9 protein-coding genes are annotated in these 14,421 nt (G+C 54.0%); 4 read left to right on the forward strand and 5 right to left on the reverse strand.

Annotated features, from left to right (window positions below; translation table 11 throughout):
- Positions 1-96: 96 nt before the first annotated feature.
- From leuS to NSU01_RS27475, 3 genes are all read right to left on the reverse strand, one after another.
- Positions 97-2,544 (reverse strand): leucine--tRNA ligase, encoded by a 2,448-nt coding sequence (gene leuS, locus NSU01_RS27465; protein ID WP_076245101.1) that lies wholly within the window; start codon positions 2,542-2,544, stop codon positions 97-99.
- Positions 2,545-2,758: 214 nt separating this feature from the next.
- Positions 2,759-3,127 carry a hypothetical protein gene (locus NSU01_RS27470; protein ID WP_144026111.1) on the reverse strand — a complete coding sequence of 123 codons (369 nt, stop codon included), beginning with the start codon at positions 3,125-3,127 and terminating at the stop codon, positions 2,759-2,761.
- A gap of 286 nt (positions 3,128-3,413) precedes the next feature.
- A complete protein-coding gene (locus NSU01_RS27475; RefSeq protein ID WP_076245106.1) occupies positions 3,414-4,481 on the reverse strand; it encodes an AI-2E family transporter in 1,068 nt (355 codons plus the stop codon).
- Positions 4,482-4,676: 195 nt separating this feature from the next.
- Between NSU01_RS27475 and NSU01_RS27480 the strand changes: the two genes are divergently transcribed.
- Positions 4,677-5,399 carry a glycoside hydrolase family 16 protein gene (locus tag NSU01_RS27480; protein WP_039300921.1) on the forward strand — a complete coding sequence of 241 codons (723 nt, stop codon included), beginning with the start codon at positions 4,677-4,679 and terminating at the stop codon, positions 5,397-5,399.
- A 218-nt stretch (positions 5,400-5,617) separates the two neighbouring features.
- Entirely contained in the window at positions 5,618-6,325 is a 708-nt protein-coding gene (locus NSU01_RS27485; RefSeq protein WP_256703926.1) for a glycoside hydrolase family 16 protein, read from the forward strand.
- A gap of 64 nt (positions 6,326-6,389) precedes the next feature.
- Here NSU01_RS27485 and NSU01_RS27490 read toward each other — a convergent pair whose 3' ends face one another.
- A complete protein-coding gene (locus NSU01_RS27490) occupies positions 6,390-7,970 on the reverse strand; it encodes an extracellular solute-binding protein (protein WP_076245109.1) in 1,581 nt (526 codons plus the stop codon).
- Between the two features lie 125 nt (positions 7,971-8,095).
- On the opposite strand from NSU01_RS27490, the gene NSU01_RS27495 reads away from it, so the two are divergent.
- Entirely contained in the window at positions 8,096-9,841 is a 1,746-nt protein-coding gene (locus NSU01_RS27495) for a sensor histidine kinase (protein ID WP_042139494.1), read from the forward strand.
- The gene (locus NSU01_RS27500; protein ID WP_076245112.1) at positions 9,819-11,426 is read left to right on the forward strand and encodes a response regulator; all 1,608 of its coding nucleotides are present in this window, start codon (positions 9,819-9,821) and stop codon (positions 11,424-11,426) included. The genes NSU01_RS27495 and NSU01_RS27500 overlap by 23 nt, the downstream gene beginning before the upstream one ends.
- 5 nt (positions 11,427-11,431) lie before the next feature.
- Here the strand turns inward: NSU01_RS27500 and NSU01_RS27505 are convergent, their stop codons facing one another.
- Positions 11,432-14,401, reverse strand: a complete 2,970-nt coding sequence (locus NSU01_RS27505) for a glycosyl transferase (RefSeq protein ID WP_144026113.1) — start codon at positions 14,399-14,401, stop codon at positions 11,432-11,434.
- Between the last annotated feature and the right edge of the window lie 20 nt (positions 14,402-14,421).

Raw genomic sequence — 14,421 nt, forward strand, 5'->3', positions numbered from 1 at the left:
TGCCGCTCCGTTCTCCGCTTCCGGTGCACTGCCGGAAACCAATAAAACCCGCAGCACGGAGTCATCCGTTGCTGCGGGCAATGTTGCGTTCTTCGCTTAACCCACTACTATATTTACCAGCTTGCCGGGAACGGCAATAATTTTACGTACGGTTTTGCCTTCGACGGCTGCCTTCACGTTCGGCAGGGCCAGCGCATGGTTCTGCATGTCTTCCTGACCCATATCCATAGGGATCAGTGCGCGCTGAACGATTTTACCGTTAACCTGCACGACAATTTCCACTTCCGCATCTACGGTCCAGGCTTCATCATAAGCCGGCCATGCGACATAGCTGATGCTTCCTTCGTGACCCAGCAGCTGCCACAGCTCTTCGGCAATATGCGGTGCCAGCGGCGACAGCATCTGGACGAACTGTTCTGCCGCTTCTGTGGACAGGCTCTCCTGCTTGTAAGCGTCGTTGATGAAAATCATCAGCTGGCTGATCGCCGTATTGAACCGCAGATGTTCAAAGTCTTCGGTTACCTTCTTCAGCGTCTTATGCCAGGTCCGTTTGAATTCATCGGTACCGCCATCTGCCGAGATCTTAGCGCTGATGCTGCCATCTTCGTTCACGAACAGGCGCCATACGCGGGAGAGGAAGCGGTGGATGCCTTCCACGCCTTTTTCATTCCAAGGCTTAGTCGCTTCCAGCGGCCCCATGAACATTTCGTAGACGCGCAGTGTATCTGCGCCGTAAGCTTCTACGATTTCATCCGGGTTGATGACGTTGCCGCGCGATTTACTCATCTTCTCATTGTTGTTCCCCAGGATCATCCCCTGGTTCACGAGCTTGTGGAACGGTTCCTTCGTATCGACTACGCCGATATCATAGAGAACCTTGTGCCAGAAGCGGGCATACAGCAGGTGGAGCACCGCATGCTCGGCTCCGCCGATGTACAGGTCAACCGGCAGCCATTCCTTCTGCTTCTCGGGTGAACACAGCTCCTGATCATTGTGCGGATCAATATAACGCAGGTAGTACCAGCAGCTGCCGGCCCATTGCGGCATGGTGTTGGTCTCGCGGCGGGCTTTCATTCCAGTCTCCGGATCAATTGTTTCGACCCATTCGGTTACATTCGCCAGCGGGGATTCACCTGTGCCCGAAGGCTTGATGGCATCCACATCCGGCAGTACCAGCGGCAGCTGGTCCACAGGAACGGTCTTCATTGTGCCGTCTTCCAGATGCAGAATCGGAATCGGCTCCCCCCAGTAACGCTGGCGGCTGAACAGCCAGTCGCGCAGGCGGTAGGTTACTTTGCCCTTGCCGCTGCCCTTCTCTTCCAGCCAGGCAATCATTTTGGCGATAGCTTCAGTATTCGACAGGCCATCGAGGAATCCGGAATTTACGTGCGGGCCGTCGCCGGAATAAGCCTCTTCTTCGACGTTGCCGCCTTGCACTACTTCAATAATATTCAAGCCGAACTGCTTGGCGAACTCCCAGTCACGGGTATCATGGCCCGGAACAGCCATAATCGCTCCGGTTCCGTAGCCGGCCAGCACGTAGTCGGCAATCCAGATCGGCACCTGTGCGCCGTTCACCGGATTGATTGCATAAGCGCCGGTGAAGACACCGCTTTTCTCTTTGGCCAGATCGGTACGCTCCAGATCACTCTTGCGGGAAGCCTTGTCGCGGTAGTCTGCAACGGCAGCCTTCTGCTCTTCAGTTGTAATCACATCAACCAGCTTATGCTCCGGTGCCACGACGCAATAGCTTGCTCCGAACAGGGTATCCGGACGGGTGGTGAACACTTCAAGCGTAGCCTCATGCCCTTCAATGGCAAAAGTCACCTCAGCGCCGGTCGATTTGCCGATCCAGTTGCGCTGCATATCCTTAATGCTCTCTTCCCAGTCCAGCTCATCCAGATCCTCGAGCAGACGGTCTGCGTATTCGGTAATTCTCAGAATCCACTGGCGCATCGGTCTGCGGACCACGGGATGGCCTCCGCGCTCGCTTTTGCCGTCGATCACTTCTTCATTCGCCAGGACGGTACCCAGCGCTTCACACCAGTTCACGGAAACCTCAGCTACATACGCCAGACCGCGGTTGTACAGCTGGATGAAAATCCACTGCGTCCATTTGTAGTAACCCGGATCAGTTGTGCTAATCTCGCGGTCCCAGTCGTAGGAGAAGCCCAGCGACTTGATCTGGCGGCGGAAATTATCAATGTTCTTGAAGGTAATGTCACGCGGATGCTGTCCGGTATCCATCGCATACTGCTCAGCCGGCAGTCCGAAAGCGTCCCAGCCCATCGGGTGCAGCACGTTGTAGCCGCGCATCCGTTTGAAACGGGAAACAATATCAGTAGCGGTGTAGCCTTCAGGATGGCCTACGTGCAGCCCTGCGCCGGAAGGATACGGGAACATATCCAGGGCGTAGAACTTCGGTTTGCCTGCTTCTTCACTTGTTTTGAATGTCTTGTTCTCGTCCCAGAATTTCTGCCATTTCGGCTCGATAGTCTGGGCACGGTAGCCGGTGTGGGCTTGGGTAAATGTGTTGTCGCTCATCTTATGCTCCTCCTTGGAGTGTTGCTGTCTTAGGTAAGGCTAATGTTATAAAAAGAAATACTGTAAATAAGGGTCACTGCAGAAAGTTTTGGGCTTCCGCCCGCTGTTATATTCGGATTTCCTGATTAGAACCGCTCATCGCGGTAGAAATCCGAATCTAAAGGCGGCCACTAACGTTGCTACAGCTCCAAAATTTCTATCCGTTCCTTTATCTTTACATAAGTTCTGTTAAACCAATCCGCTGGCCCTGGCGGAACAGCAAAGTCCAAGAACCCGCAATGATTCGCTGGGGGCCGGAAGGGCTGAAAAGCCAAACCCGCCGTTGATTCGCCAGGTTGGCAGGAACCCGCCCAAGCTTCGCCGGACCGGCAGAATCCGCAAAGCCCAGGCCCCGCTTCGGATCGCGGAACTGCTGGAATATCCTTGACCGTGCGGCGCCGCTGGAACCATCCCAGGCTTCCCGCCGCTCCGCCGGACTAACCGCAAAAAAACCTCCCATCCCTAGCGTATTATCGCTAGGGACGAGAGGTTTGAATTCCCGTGGTACCACCCTAGTTAGCGGCGGACATTCTTTGTCCGGCACTCACTTTGACACCCTTTAGCGGGGGTGAGGCGACGACGGTTCACACGCCGGTCTCCTTATTAATGAAGCTTAAGGAACCTGCGGCTCGCGCCGTTACTCCGAGGTGAGTTCACTGCGGTCCGTTAACCGGCTCGCACCTGAGGTGCCGGCTCTCTGCAATAACGGTCTCACGAATTAATACTCCTCTTCATCGCACTGCTATGTGTACTGCTTCTTATTCGTAATATTCACCACATTATAACCAAAAGATACATGTACCGTCAATGATTTAGCAATATCCCTGCTTTTATGCCGGCTTTCTGCGGATATAATAGGCGATGATATGCTGAATGACCACTTTACCGGCTGCGAAGAACGGCACCGCCAGAATCAGTCCGATCATTCCGGCGATCTCCCCGCCGACCAGCAGCGCGAAGATAATCAGCAGCGGATGCAGATGAAGCTTCCGTCCGACGACCTGCGGCGAAATGACGTTGCTCTCCAGCATTTGGCATAGTGTATTCACCACAGCTACCATTAGTACCAGGCGCCACGAGAGGGTTGAAGCCATTACAATGGCCGGAGCCGCACCCAGAAACGGACCCATATAAGGCACAATGTTAAAGACCGCTACCACACAGGCGAAGAGCAGCGCATAAGGCATACCGATAATCATATAGCCGATATAGGCCAGCACGCCGATGATGATGCAGACAAGAAACTGCCCGCGGATATAATTGCCGAGTGCCTCATCAATATCCTTCAGCAGGGTGACAATCGACTTGCGGCGGGAACGGGGCAGGCAGGATACAACGGTCCGTTCGAACACATCGAAGTCCTTGAGAATGTAGAACACCAGAAAAGGCACAATGAATGCATTGAACAGGATACCGATCGTCGACGCAATATTATCAAGGAAATGGGAGATACCTTCGGCCAGTCGGTTTTCCAGCTGATAGAACCAGTTATTCATCCCCGTCTCCACGCCGGGCGGAATCAGTCTGGAGTTCATGTTCCGCATCAGACCCTGCGCATGCAGTGTCATCTCCGGCAGGTGCTCGTTTAGCTCCTCAAGCTGCTCGATGAACATGGGGATCAGGTTGATCAGAATGACCGCCAGGGAGGTGAGAAATACGGCATAGATCAGCAGGACGGCCACGCTGCGCGGCATTTTTCTCCTGGAGAGCATGGATACCACGGGATTCAGCACATATGAGATGATCATTGCCGCCAGGAACGGGGCGAGGATCGCTTTTAGAAACAGGAATATTCCCTCCAGCATGGGGCGGAGCAGCCAGACGAAATACAGAATGATCAGGGAGAGCAGCACGCCGATCATCCAGCGGAACCATTTACTTTGGGACCATTGCTCCATAATACCCCTCCTGAACATGTACAGCCTCTAACAGTCATGCAATATTAGTATGTGTGAGAGGGTAATGAAATACTCTTGCCTGCAAAAAATTGGTTTTTTGTTATTTGGGTTGGAAAGTTGGTATAGTGGCCGGCATCAAGGTCCGCTAAAATCATATTGTAAAACGCTTTCATTCCGAGGAGGGGTACTTTTATTATGAAAAGGTTAAAACGATTATGCGGTGCAGGTATGCTGTTGCTGCTTGCCGGATTGCTCACTGGAGCTCCGTCTGTTTCGGCAGCCACCGTCTTTGATGAGCCTCTGACCTACTTCAATTCCGCAACCTGGCAAAAAGCCGACGGCTATTCCAATGGCGGGATGTTCAACTGCACCTGGCGCGCTAACAATATCTCATTTACAAGCGGCGGACAGCTTCGTCTGGCACTGACCAGTCCCAGCAATAATAAATTTGACGGTGCAGAAATGCGGTCTGTCTACAAGTACGGCTACGGTAAATATGAAGTCAGCATGAAGCCTGCCAAGAACAGCGGAATCGTCTCTTCCTTCTTCACCTATACCGGACCTTCCGACGGCACGCCCTGGGATGAAATTGATATCGAGTTTTTGGGCAAGGACACCACTAAAGTCCAATTCAATTATTATACAAACGGGGTTGGCGGTCATGAAAAGATCGTGAATCTGGGATTTGACGCTTCCCAGGGTTATCATACGTATGCCTTCGATTGGCAGCAGGGCTACATTAAGTGGTATGTGGACGGCGTTCTGAAGCATACAGCCACCAGCAATATTCCGTCCCGTCCCGGTAAAATTATGATGAATCTCTGGAACGGAACGGGAGTGGACTCCTGGCTAGGTTCCTATAACGGAGCCAACCCGCTCTACGCTTACTACGACTGGCTGAAATTCACAGGCAACTAAAAACGAAATTTGGACTCCGGCGGTGCAAAGAGCGCACCTGCCGGAGTCCTTTTACATCTGCCCGGAAGCCGTTATCTTCAGAATTTGTTATCCGGATTGACACATTGGTATAGCGGCCAGAGCCTGGGTTCTGTACGATAAAAGCAAGAAACATCATCACAGGAGGAACAGAATTGATACGCAACAGGTTAATCAAAGCATCCGTAGCCGTTGCTGCTCTGTCGGCAGCAGTATGGGGCCTATGGGCCTTCACTACAGCACCCCGATCCGAAGCAGGAGGCGCGAAGGACAATTTTACAGAATTCAATTCGGAGTTCTGGAAGAAAACGGATGGCTATTCCAACGGAGACATGTTCAACTGCACCTGGCGAGAAGATAACATCTCATTTGCCGGGGATGATCTTATGACCCTGTCTCTTACCAGCCGGTCCCCCGGCGAGTTCGACGGTGCAGAATACCGTTCGCTGGAAAAGTACAGCTATGGCAAGTATGAAATCCGTATGAAGCCGGCGGCCAATCCCGGTGTAGTCTCTTCTTTCTTCACGTATACCGGCCCTTCGGAAGGCGAGCCCTGGGATGAAATCGATATTGAATTTTTGGGTAAAAACACCCGCCAGATGCAATTGAACTACTTCACAGACGGCATCGGGGGACATGAAAAGGTGATTGACCTCGGCTTTGACGCGTCAGAAGAATTTCACTGGTATGGTTTCGACTGGAAGAGGGATTCCATTACCTGGTATGTAGACGGCCGCCCTGTTCATACAGCGACCGAGAGTATTCCCTTTACTCCGGGCCGTATTATGATGAATCTCTGGAACGGAACAGGTGTGGATTCCTGGCTGGAGGCTTATGACGGCAAGGCTCCGCTACATGCTTATTATGACGAATTCCGCTATACTCCAGCGCCAGACCGGGGCGAGTAAGAAGCTCCAGCGCCTCTCCGACAAGAAACCGCCTTGATGAAGGCGGTTTCTTGTCCCTGCAGACTCATCGGCGGCTGCGGTCCCAGGCATTGACCTCCGAGGTTTCGGACAATCCCCCGTAGGCCTTCCATTTGCCGACAAACTCGTCAAATTCCCCGATACCGCTGTCTGCAAAAATTATGTTTTGAAAGCTTTTTTGTTCCAGCTTCTTCAGCAGCTCACCGTCGCTCTTCATCGTCTTGGTGGGCGGTCCCGTGAACTGTTCCTTACGGGAAGCCTCCTTCTGGCCCAGCAGCACCGGGGTAATATCCTCCGGAATCTCCTTGATCACTTCGGAGGGAATTCTCGCCCCGTCGAAGGTCAGTGTGTAGGAGGCCGCCCGGATGACGCCCATCGGCAGCGCAGAGGGCTCAATGGTCGCCTTGCCGTCCGCCATTGCCCAGTCATAGCCCTCTGCAAGACCATTAATGAACTCGCCGGTGGAGGTAGCATAATAATCAAACATATAATTCTGATAGGTAAAAAAGATTTCGGGGTGCTTCATTTTCTTGTTAATCAGTATTGCTCCGTTGACAGGTAAGGTGCCTCTTCTCATAGCGGTACCTTCCGGTCCGGAGGGTATCGCAACAGCCTTGACAGACGCCTGCGGGTCTGCGGCAGTCAGGGAAGACAAAGGCCAGCCGCGCATCCAATACGGGCCGGCAATCATGCCGGCCTTGCCGGAGACAAACCGGTTGGCGGCGCCCTCTTCATCAAGCCAGGCACTGTCCGTCGACAAGTACCCCTGCTGGACCCAATGCTTCATAAGCGCGACAGCCTTCCGGGCGCCGGGCTGCACGGAACCATATTCCAGGGTTCCGTCACTCCGGCGGTTCCATTGCTCGGGAACCGTGCCAAATGCTCCAAAAATCCAGCTGCTGTCCCCCATCCAGGTACTGGGACCGTTTCGGAATCCTAACGCAAGGCCGTAAGTATCCTTTAATCCGTTGCCGTCCGGGTCCTGGTTGACAAAAGCGTCCATGACCTGTTCCAGCTCATCCAGAGTCCGCGGTGTTTCCAATTTCAGCTTGTCCAGCCAATCCTGGCGAATCCAAAGCAGCGGATCGGAGTTGTATTCGTAATCCATGATGGGAATCGCATACTTATGCCCGTCCCGCACGAAGGCATTCCATGCCGAGGTGTCCTCGGCAACAGCCTTCTTCCACACCCGGGAGGCATAATGTTCAAATAAACTGCCGACTTCCATGAATTGCCCGGAGTCAATCAGCTCTTGAATGATGGCTGCATCCCTTGTAGTGACAACATCGGGCATATTGCCTTTGGCCAGCTCAAGCCTCAGCTTGTTGGCGTAGTTCTCGGAGGTGCCGGAGATGGTCCAGAGATAACGGATACGGATTCCCAACCGTTCCTCCGCCCAGGCCGTATGCACATTATGTTCAAGGCTCTCGCCTTTTTTAAAGGTCAAATTGGGGTTCACGGAGCCCACTGTGTACAGGTCTATGGGCGGATTATATTTACCCGCTTTGACGTCAAAATGAGGCGCCGTGCTCTCCGGGGAAGCTGCCGGGAGAGTGCCCCCGGAGCTGCGGAAGGTGCAGCCCGACAATATCAGGACCAGCGCGATCAACGGCAATCTGAATTTCATGGAACCACCTGCTTTTCGTAATGTTCTGGAGGGCCGGACAACTTGTATCATAATCTTCTTCGGCATCACATGGTACACTTCTTTTATTACGGCTAACAGTGAAAGCTTCTGAAAAGGATGATTTTATGGCCTGGCGTCCGAGTTTGTTTATTAAAATGGTTGCAATCCTGCTCTCCCTTATATCAACCACACTCTTATTCTACGGATTATCCTACCGCAAGGATATCGGAGTCATCACGAGTCAGATCAAGACAACGGACCTGAATCACCTGGAGTTCCTGACCCAGCAGATGGACAACAATATCAACCAATTGGCGGGCAGCATGTATGCTCTTCAGAGAGACCCGACCATCCGTGACTACGAGCAGATCCGGCAATTGGGCCATCTTATTGACCCCGCCCAGACCATTATGACCGTGCTGGAGAAGCTCTCCCTTCAGACCAGCTCCAGTACGTGGGAGAACCGGATTGTCCTGTACAAGCCGCACAACGGTGAGACCTTGGGGTCAGATTCCTCACTCTCCTTTGATTCCTCCGTACTGGAGAATCCGCTTCCGGCAGGCTGGGAGTATATTTCTGAGGACAGGGGCAGCACTGAAGCGGGCTTCCGCCTGCTGCTGTCAGATCCCGCTACAGAAAGCAGCCCTCCCCGAGAGGCGGAACTGCTGTTGTCGATGTATTTCCCTGTATCCAACATTGAACGAATGTTCGATGCCTACCAGTCACAGAACAAGGGCGATACCTTCCTGTTCCATCCGGTTTTCGGGATGATCCTCTCCCGCAATACCGACCGGGAAATGGCTGAACGGATCACCGCAACGCTTGATTCCGCAGACGGACAGGGCACATCGGAGATCCTCAACCTCAAGAAGGGCAGCTTTCTTATCAGTTCGGTTCCTTCATCGGCCATTAACTGGCGGGTCGTGCATTATTCGCCGCTGAAGCAGATTCTTCAGCCGATCCGCAGCAGCCGTTATTTCTTCCTGACGGGATCGGCTTTTCTCCTGGTCATGAGCCTGTTGTTCTCATTGCAGCTATATCGTCAAGTGCAGCGTCCGGTTAGCCTTTTACTGCGTTCGCTCAACAGGATGAAGGAAGGACGCTGGTCTACCCGTATTCATACCAAGACCAATCCTGAGTTCACAATGCTCAACGAAGAATTCAATGAAATGGCAGAGAAAATTCAATTGCTGATTGAACAGGTCTACCTGGAGCAGCTCCGGGCCAAGGATGCCCACTTGAAACAGCTTCAATCGCAGATTAATCCGCACTTCCTCTACAACTGCCTGTTCTTTATTAAGAGTAAGGCCGTTGTCGGCGACACCGATTCGGTGGAGGCTATGGCGCTTAACCTCGGAGAATATTACCGCTACATCACCAAGGCGGACCATTCCCTCACTACGCTGCAGGACGAGCTGAAGCTGCTGGAGAATTACCTGGAGATTCAGAATTTGCGGAAACAGCGCATCCGCTATGAGATGGATATCGCGGAAGATCTGCTGGGTCTGCCGATTCCCCGGCTGCTGATCCAGCCCTTGGTGGAGAACAGCATCATTCACGGCATTGAGAAAAAGATCGGCCAAGGCTCCATTCGGATCACCGCCTCCCATACACAAGAGAGTGTCATAGTCACCGTTGCAGACAACGGAGCTGGCATGACGGATGAGGCAGTTACCGCTTTGCAGGCCCGGATTTCCGAAACGGCGCGCGAGGACGGAGGCTGCGGGCTATGGAACATCCAGCAGCGCCTCAGGTCCCATTATGGTGATTCATCCGGCCTTCTGATCGCCCCTTCACCTGAAGGCGGCTTAAAAATCACTCTTCGCATGGAGAAGAAAGAGGAACCCTATGCATCAAATTCTTCTGATTGACGATGAACCTTATGTCGTCGACGATCTATCCATTTCGCTTCCTTGGACGGAAATGGGATTTGAACAAGTCCACAAGGCTTATTCAGGATACGAGGCACTGGAGCTGCTTCAGCGTTATCCTATCGACATTGTTGTCACAGACATCAATATGCCTGAAATTTCAGGCATCGAACTAATCGCCTCCATCCGTAGCCGCTGGAAGCATATCCGGGTCGTTATGCTGACCGGTTATGCCGAATTCGAATATGCCCGCAAGGCGATTGAAGAGCAAGCCAGTGCCTATCTGCTTAAGCCAATTGCCAATGACCAGTTGGTTGCCGTTATTGGCAGGCTCCAGGAAGAGCTGCGCGGCGAATGGGAGACTTGGTCCTCCTATCAGCGGACAATGCAGACCTTCCGCGAGCATCTTCCGCTCCTGCGGGACCGGCTGCTCGGCGAGCTCCTGCAGGGGCGGAAGATGTCCAGGCCGCAGCTGCACGAGCGGCTCTCCCAATTCGATCTGCCGTTCTCCACCAGCCTGCCGGTATGCCTTGTAATCGTCAGACCGGAGGAGTTCTTCCGGCGTCAGGACATGGGCAGCATGCTGCTGTTCGAATACGCCATTATTAATATCGCGCAAGAGCTGTTTCAAGACCGGTTCCACATCTGGTCAAGCAAGGATGTCCATGATTATCTTGTATTTCTGCTGCAGCCCAGGGAAGACATTGAACCCCGCCTGAATCTGGCAGATGATATCACCCAGGCCGCCTATCAGCTGCAGAATCATGTCAGCACGCTGATTGGCGGCGGCCTTTCTGTGGTCACTACGGGTTGGGGAGGATTCCCGGATCAGGTGTACACGCTCTATCAATCCGGCATCTCAGCTATCCGCCAGCATATCGGCAGCGAAACAGGCATCTATCTGGATGCCACGGACAACAGCAGCTTTAACCCTGTAGAAATTCTCCAGCCGCTCTACGAGCCTCCGCTTTTCTTCCATTTATTCGAAGCGAACAACTGGCAGGGGATCGAAGACAAGCTGAACGCCATCGCTTCGGAGCTGGCCCGGAATCCGGACCACTCTCTTGAGCATATCCATGAGGCCCGCCTGCATCTGGAGACGGCATTCTATTATTTCGCCCATAAGAATAAGAAGATGCTGGGCGAGATCGTGGGCAATCCGCTAATGAAGCAGGCCCCCTTCCAGACGGCAGACAAGCTGCGGGAATGGGCGCTGGAGATGGTTAAGCTGCTGAAGGAGCATTTCGAATCCGAGCGGCGGGACAGCCGGACAGTCCTGATTCGGAACGTACATGAATATATTGACCGCAATATACATTATGTCTCCCTTCAGGCCATCGCCGATCACGTCCAGATGCATCCGGTATATCTGTCCAAAATGTACAAGCTTGAGACAGGCAAGCGGATCAGCGACTACATTAGTCAGGTTAAGATGGAAAAAGCGGCGTATCTGCTCATTCATACGCCGCTGAAAATTTATGAGGTTTCCGCCGAGCTGGGCTACTCCAATGCCCATTACTTTATCAAGCTCTTTAAGGAGTACACGGGGATGACCCCGCATGAATTCCGTGACCGGGCATTATAACATCTTTACTCTTCAAACCGCAGCTCCACCTCGTGGGTGAGCCCGTCATCCGGAGTCGGAATAAACCGATCCTCCAGCGCCCGGCCATCCAGTGTCAGACGGGCATCACCGCCGTGCATCCGGCGGAAGCCTTCCGGTTTACTGATCCGGATACAGTACGAAGATTTGCCAAGCTTGAGAGTGTAAGAGAATTCTGTCTGCTCTTCCCGCAGGATCGGACTCAGTGCGATGCCCTGCGCCGTATATTCAATGCCCAGCGCTTCCATCAGCGAGAGGGTGAGCCAGGTCGAGGTGCCGCTTAGCATCGGACCGATATTCTCACCGGTCTCGCTGTTATTATATTGAGTGCAGAATCGTGGATTTCCGCAGACTGCAAACGGATCCTCCATCGTCTTGAACGGCATGATCCGGTCCAGCAGCCAATAGCCGAGGCGGCCCAGCTCGGCAGCAAGCCCTGAATCCGAGACTTCCTTGGCACCCTTGAACATCGCAGCTGCGGCCATCATGCAGGCATGTTTGAATACGCCGCCGTTCTCCCGGTCACCCGGAAAGTATTCGTCCGAAGCTGTGTGGGTAGAGACCCGGCCCAAGGCAACCGGCGAAACCAGCTTCAATCCGAAAGGAGTCATAAGATGCGACTTCATAGTGTCCAGCATCACCGAGATCTGCGACTCATCGGCACAGCCCGACAGGATGCTCCAGCTGAAGGAGTTTAAGAAGTAAGAACCCTCGGATGCCGGATCTGCTGACAGACCGTCTCCGGCAGCTCCCAAATAAGTGTATTCGCCATCCGGGTACCGGTTGAAGAGCACGCGGGCGAAGAAATCGCCCTTCCAGGCATGCTCCTGAATACGCCCGCGCAGCTTGGCTCCGAAGCGGTTCAGCTCATCGGCATCATCCTGCTCCCCTTTGCGGGCAGCCAGAGCAGACAGTCCATCTACCGCTACCTTCAGCAGGAAGGCGTTCATGACGCTCTCGGAATAATCGCTGTCCAGTGAATCCCCGAAGACCCCGCCTGCCTGCAATTGCTCCCGGTAGAGCTTTTCCTTAGCTGGACCGTTCAGATACGTGTCATCCAGCTTAAGACAGTCGTTCCAGTCTGCGAAGTCCAGTAAGGGCAGACCGTGGCGGCCGATTGAAATCTGCCCTGAATAGACAATAATCGCCTTGAGTGTCTCGAAGACCGGCCGGCTCGCGTCTTGTCCCGCTACCGGACAAGACTCGTCCAGGAACTCGAGATCGCCGGTAAGCATTACATAGCGGTAGACGGCTTGAACAAGCCATAACGCATCGTCGGACCATTTGCCCGGCTCCTTGCCGGCCCAGAAGAAGTTATGATAGGCATAGCCCAGTTCAAACACCATGCCGGTCCATTCCTTAAGCAGACTTTTCACCAGAGCGCTTCGTCCCATGCCGACAAAATAATACATCGATGCGTACAAATCCTGGATTTCGCGGAAGCCGATCTCCCTGTAGCCCTTCTGTGTCTGGCAAAAGGAACGGGAGACAAAGCTTTGATAGAGCACCTGAAACGGCAGATTGCGGTTGACAAAGACATCGAAATTCTTGTCATCGGAGAATACCTGCAGGAACTTGCTGTAATCCCGCACGAACCCGGCTGATTCCGCCAGCGCTGATTCCGCCGCGCATGGGTCGGAGAAACGGGCGACCAGAGCCCCCACTTCATCCGCCAGCACTGTGTCATTCCAGAGCGCCCCGCTCTTGTCGGAGACAAGACCGGTCAACTGGTCAACAGCTGTCTTAGTTCCCGCAGCCGCTTGAATTTCCCCGGCTACCGCGAAGAAGCCGGGCCCCTTACGGTGCAGAATGTTACTCAGTCTGAGCGCGCCGGACGGACGGTGCAGCGAGCCTGTGCCGACAAATTCATTGTAGCTGACGCAGTATTCACGGGGCAGCACCGGTCCTTCTGGCCCGTGAACGATCATTGTGTGGAAGCGCAGATCATGACGGCCGCCTTCGGGATAATAATCCGGACTGATGGCTGCCACGGCTCCCGTATTATCCTGGAGCACTCCGCCCTGCATAATAACGTTGCTGTACAGCACATCCTCAAACAATGCACCCGGTGCGGCGGAACCGAACATTCCCGTGTAGACGATCCGCAGACGGCGGTCGGCTTCTCCATGGTTCTCAATCTCAATCCGCTGTAATTCGGTAGCCAGAGGCAGGCCCTCGTATTGAGGCAGAATAGAGATGATTCGTGTAATCTCCAGTCCGCAGCGCGTGCGGCAGGTGATTCGGGTTACATTCTGTGAATGCCGGCAGACCGCCGATTCCATTCCCTCATCTCCGGGGTCCGCGGAATAGAAGATCTGCTTCCCGTCCTCGAACAGATAGAATTGCCGGTTAGCCGGGAACCCGTTCTCCTCCTGGCGCATATCCCAGCGGGTGGCCAGCACCTGGGTGGCCGCATGTGAACGGAAGCTGCCGCCGCCCAGCCGGTCAACAACGCTTTTCGGGGTGGTCTGAAGCGGATGGGGAAAGCTCAGACGGTTGCCCATCAGCAAATTGACCGCGAAATGCGGACCCGGCACGGGTGAACGCAGATCAATTACATGCTCGCCCTCAGCGTTAAGCGCGCCTGCCCAGCCCGGGGCAGCCTGCAAGTGCGCCAAAGCCACGCTTGCGGCAGCCTCCGGTACGTCAACAGTCTGCTCCTGTCTTCCGGCGTGCCGGATATACAGTGACAATTCCGTGGCTTCTTCGTTTACGGCGAACAACGCGGAGGCACCCGCTTCACCCGGCAGCAGCGCTGCCACAGCGGGGAGCTTCAGCAGCTCCTGAATGGCAGGCAGCCGAAGCGGCAGACCAGCTATGCCTACAGCCCCCCGGCGTTCCGAATCCGTAAAGAGGGCGCTGATGTGCGCCCCGGGGCCAATCCGGTCTGCGAAGGCTTGTCTCAGGATCTCTTCAGCCGAAGCCATCGCTTCTCTTGCGGTAGTAAATTTCAGCATGATTGCTCTCACCTTTCCTG

The organism is Paenibacillus sp. FSL H8-0259, assembly GCF_037963255.1.
Lineage (GTDB): Bacteria > Bacillota > Bacilli > Paenibacillales > Paenibacillaceae > Paenibacillus_AQ > Paenibacillus_AQ phytohabitans.